The sequence below is a fragment of the Paraburkholderia sp. SG-MS1 genome (genome assembly GCF_012275575.1).
GTDB lineage: Bacteria > Pseudomonadota > Gammaproteobacteria > Burkholderiales > Burkholderiaceae > Paraburkholderia.
This window is the reverse complement of record NZ_NPIH01000268.1, coordinates 1-4599: the sequence shown is the minus strand read 5'-3', so window position 1 is coordinate 4599 and position 4599 is coordinate 1. Positions and strand designations below refer to the sequence as shown.

The window sequence follows — 4599 nt, the reverse complement described above, 5'->3', positions numbered from 1 at the left end:
TTTAGAAATGTCCGGTTCCGAGGTTCAGAAATATCTATGTTAGAGGGCTTTTAAGCACCGAGCCAACCCGCATTCCGGCAGTTCCCAGAATCGCTTCATTCAACTGCTCCCGGGTCAGTTCGCGCTGCTTGCGGGTGCCCACCTTGCGCTCCTTCGACCGTGGCGCTTCACCCTGATTGGTCCGCGATGGAGAGCCCGACGCCCGCCGGTCATCACGCTGCGACTGGATCACCTGGGCAAGTTGCAGTGTGTGTCCCAGCCGCTTGTTATCGACCACCGCCGCCTGATCGATCTCCGAGAGCCGGTCGTACGGCACACAGGGCAGGGCAGCGCCATTCACCCTGATCTCGATGCGTCCGTCCGGATACTCGAACACGTCCAGATAGTTGTGAATGAGGCGGTGGTTTGCCACCGTGTCTTCCAGCAGGTAGATCACGCGGTCGTACTGCACCGTCAACACCTTCGACACGCGCCGCGGTACACGAACCGTCAGGATCAGCTCAAGATCGTCGTCGGCACGCAGCGGCCGGTGTGCATCGAATGTGCTCCTGGGCACCTTGCCGAACCGGCCGTTGAAATCAGCGATGAAGTGGGGCGCATAAGCATTGGCCGCCTCCTTCGTGCTGATGCCGCGTAGCCGCAACTCCTTCACGAGGCGATCCTGCAACGTCAGATTGGCGCGCTCGACGCGCCCCTTCGCCTGGCTGCTGTTGGCACAGAACGTATCCACATTCAGCTCGTACAGCGCCCGGCCAAACTGCGTCACGCCCTTGCCAGGTGTCACGGAATGGCTGTTGCAGTGAAACACGCTCGCGCGGTCGCTGTACAGCGCCACCGGCTTGCCATGCTGTTCCAGATAACCGCGCATCGCCTCGAAGTAGCTGAAGGTCGATTCGGTCGCCGTAAAATGCAGCGCCATCAGCCGGCCCGTTGCATCATCGATGAACACCAGCAGCGTGCACGCCGGCGCGCGTTCCTCAAACCAGCGGTGATCGCTGCCGTCGATCTGCACCAGTTCGCCCAGACACGCGCGCCGGTTTCGCGGCTGATGGAGCTTCGGCGGCCGCTGTTTGCGTGGAATCCATAGCCCGGCATCCCGCATCCAGCGCCGCACGGTTTCCTTCGCCAGCACCACGCCATGACATTCGGCCAGCTTCTCGCACGCCAGCGTTGGCCCAAAATCAGCATAGCGTTCGCGCACCAGCGCCATGGCTCGCGCCCGCAGCTCCACCGGCAGTTCGCGATTGCTGGGCTGCCCACGCCGCGCCGAAACGAGCCCGGCCGGTCCAGCGGCTTCGTAGCGCCGCACCAGCCGGCTGACCTGACGCTCACACAGCTGCAGCCGTTCAGCCGCCTGTACGATGGTCAGGCGGCGCTGGACGACCGCCTCGATGATCTTCACGCGCTCGAGCTCGTGCATGCTGATCGTGATGAATCCACGTCCGTTCATGGTCAGGCTCCGGGCGGGCTGGGATGTCGCAGCATGCGCCACCGCAGCCCGCCCGGACCAGGAAACCGGACATTTCTAATGAGCCAGAACCGGACATTTCTAAAAAGCCCTGACATCGGTTTGGGTGATAATTTATCTTATGTCAACTTGCTAGAACCGGATAGCACCCAACTGGAGAACACTGCATGCCGACCATGAGAAGGTACGCAACCGCTACCACGGCACAGTCCGCTCGCTTATCGCAGGCTTCAACCGAGATAGCTTCGAGCGAGCGTACAACTCGATGTCGGCGTCCCCGTACAGGTATGAGGCGGATTCACGCCAACAATCGCCAGCCCCACCGGACAATTCACATTCCTGACTCGTCGGCCCCGGGGCGGAATCTCAATTCATGTCGGCACCATTCGGCGCCAGTAGCCTCTTCACGTCACGCGCTGCTGGCCGCTGCCGTGCCGGAAGTGCTTGCGGGGCTACCCATCGGCTTCTCGCTGACGTTGCTCTGCAGGCTTACGGCGAGATGTTCGCGTCGCAAATCGACATCGGCCGCATCGATGATTGCGACGGGCCGCAACGAGCGGTCGGCGCGTCATGCCAAGGGCAGCAACGGCCTTCGGCGTTGGTAATACAACGTATTTAGTACGAAACATAATTACATTGCGTGACTAATTTGACATTACTGTTATAACGTTAAAAAAATTGCCTAGCTGAATCTGCAAAGACACACCGCGTACCCAGCCCTCGGCGACCCTTCTCCCGCCGGCCCCCTGCCCGATTGAAACGCTGCTCATCCCCCCGCACCTGAATGGTCGCACGGGCACCAACCGCGCGCAGAACGCCCTCACCCAGATTGCGGCGCAAAACGATCTCGACGCAATCCACGCCTGGCTCGGGCGTTTCGTCGACAAGAAAACCACCTTCGACAACTACCGCAAGGAAGCCGAGCGCCTGCTGTTGTGGTCGCTGCTTCATTTGGGCAAGCCACTGTCCTCGCTCTCGCACAAGGACCTGCTTCTCTATCAGCACTTTCTCCCGCATCCGCAACCGGTCGCGCAGTGGACCTCAAACGGGGGCCGCAAGCATCCGCGTGCCGATCCACGCTGGCGTCCGTTCTACGGGCCGCTTTCCGCCACCAGTCAGCGTCAGGCATGGGTGATTCTCAATGTGATGTTTGCGTGGCTCGTGCAGGCAGGCTATCTCGCCGGCAACCCGCTGTCGCTGTCCCGTCAGCGCACGCGCCGCGCGAAGCCGCGCGTCACCCACTATCTTTCGCCGGCGCTATGGCTCGTCAAAAAATGGATTCCGTCCATGCCGCACGAGACGGATCGCGAACGTGAGCACGCCGTGCGTATGCGCTGGCTCTTCACCCTGCTCTATCTGGGCGGCTTGCGCATTACGGAGGTGGCCACCAATACGATGGGCGGTTTTTTCTGCCGTCGCGATGCGAACGGCGTCGATCGCTGGTGGCTCGAAGTGCTGGGCAAAGGCGACAGGGAGCGTCTGGTGCCTGCCACGGCGGAAATGATGGCCGAGCTCGTCACCTATCGCCATCAACAGGGATTGCCGCCGTTGCCTTTACCGCACGAGGACACGCCGCTCATACTGCCGATCGGGCAGTCGCGCAAACCGCTGACACGGGCCGCCTTGCACCTCATCGTCAAGCAGGTCTTCAGCGGCGCGGCGCAGGCGCTCCGTGCTCGTGGCGACGAGTACATGCAGCCAGCCGATCAACTCGAACTGGCCTCCGCTCACTGGCTGCGGCATAGCGCGGGATCGAACATGGCCGATCAGCAGGTCGACCTTCGTCTGGTGCGCGACAACCTGGGGCATGCGTCACTCACCACGACCAGCCAGTACTTGCATGCCGACGATGATCGGCGTCACAAGGAGACCGATGAGAAGCATCGGATTGGCTGGTAGTGCGCATGGCGGGTTCTGAATGTATCGGGCTCATATCCCGATCCCGACGAACGGCATCAACCGCCGCTGACAAATCCAGCACGACGTCCGGCTCCGCACTACCTTCCGCGGGACGTCCCACACAAATCAGCGCCCAGATTCGATCTCCGCGACGACCGCTCCCTCATACCGAACCCACGCCGACAACAACCGCGTCGAACACGTCTCGCACGTACCCGACCTGCAACTCGACGACGTGCCGGCACCGTGCGCCTCGGCGAATTCGAGCAAGCTGCCGTCACGCCGCGACCATTGAATCGCGCGCGCCGATTTCGCGAAAGTCACCGGTAACCCGCCAGCGTCGCGCGATGGCTGCCGCGGGCATCTCCCGTTTGATAACCGCGCGCTTCATATCCGCCCGTCCAAACGCCTCGAATCGGATGCGCTCATCCGCGACATCGAGGCCCGCAGTCCGTCGTACATGTCGCGCATGAACTGCTCACGCCCACACGGATAAAAATCATAGTCAAGCACTCGTGCCTGGCTGACGAATAACGGCTGCAAACTGCGGAGCGAATTCAACTTCCGACCACCGGAAAGGCAATGCACTGTGAGTGCGACGTACTTCGTCGATATGAAAACGGACAAGCCGTTCCGCGCCTGCGAAGGCTGCCAGTTCCGCGCCGTCCCAGATCACTTCCGCCCGCACCGCGAGATAAAGCAGATCGCCCGTCGCAAAGTCGATGAACAGCAAACCCGCGCGCGGATCATGGAGCAGATTGCCGATCGTGTTGAAGAACCGATTGCCGCTGTAGTCCGGGGTAGTCAGCGTGGTTGCGTTGTCGACGCGAACGAAGCCGGGCGCACCGCCGCGATGCGACACGTCGACACCACGCGCGGGCCCCGCCTTTTCTTCGAGGTTGGCGCTTGCAATGAAAAACGTATCGGCGCGCAGGATCAACGCACGGTCCGCGTCGCCGAGCTGTGCAGCGACTTCCGGCTCGCAAGGCAACGGCGCACCCGGCTCCACAAAAGTCGGCGTTCTGCTCTGGATGTACTTCGCGCAATTGCCAAAGCTTTGCGTCACCTCGACGAACAGCGTTTCGCCTTCCACCGACCTCACGACGCCGTTGACCCGGTTACGCCGCCGCGTCTGCGGCTGCAACCCGAGCCCTCCGATCATCGCGCCTGGCTGCCAGCGCCCCGCGAGCGGATCGCCGGGCAGCACGCCGCCTGCGTCGATGCGCAGCGTC

Annotated in this window: 3 protein-coding genes and 1 pseudogene; 1 reads left to right on the top strand and 3 read right to left on the bottom strand. The window is 62.0% G+C overall.

The features are described 5' to 3' along the window. Positions 1 to 34: 34 nt before the first annotated feature. Positions 35 to 1450: an ISNCY family transposase gene (locus CIC12_RS27370; RefSeq protein WP_168666856.1), complete on the bottom strand. Its 1416-nt coding sequence runs from the start codon at positions 1448 to 1450 to the stop codon at positions 35 to 37. 708 nt (positions 1451 to 2158) lie between these two features. Between CIC12_RS27370 and CIC12_RS27365 the strand changes: the two genes are divergently transcribed. Continuing rightward, positions 2159 to 3367 (top strand): tyrosine-type recombinase/integrase, encoded by a 1209-nt coding sequence (locus tag CIC12_RS27365; RefSeq protein ID WP_168668805.1) that lies wholly within the window; start codon positions 2159 to 2161, stop codon positions 3365 to 3367. Positions 3368 to 3493: 126 nt separating this feature from the next. Here the strand turns inward: CIC12_RS27365 and CIC12_RS33790 are convergent, their stop codons facing one another. Together CIC12_RS33790 and CIC12_RS27355 are read right to left on the bottom strand one after the other, a co-directional pair. Then, positions 3494 to 3691, bottom strand: coding sequence for a 2Fe-2S iron-sulfur cluster-binding protein (locus CIC12_RS33790; RefSeq protein WP_168668803.1), 198 nt, complete (start codon positions 3689 to 3691; stop codon positions 3494 to 3496). Positions 3692 to 3902: 211 nt separating this feature from the next. Further along, a pseudogene (locus CIC12_RS27355) lies at positions 3903 to 4599 on the bottom strand (pyridoxamine 5'-phosphate oxidase family protein); the annotation flags it as partial.

Bases quoted from the DNA above. Each gene is read 5' to 3' on its own strand.
- CIC12_RS27370 (WP_168666856.1), bottom strand. From the start codon at position 1,450: ATGAACGGACGTGGATTCATCACGATCAGCATGCACGAGCTCGAGCGC.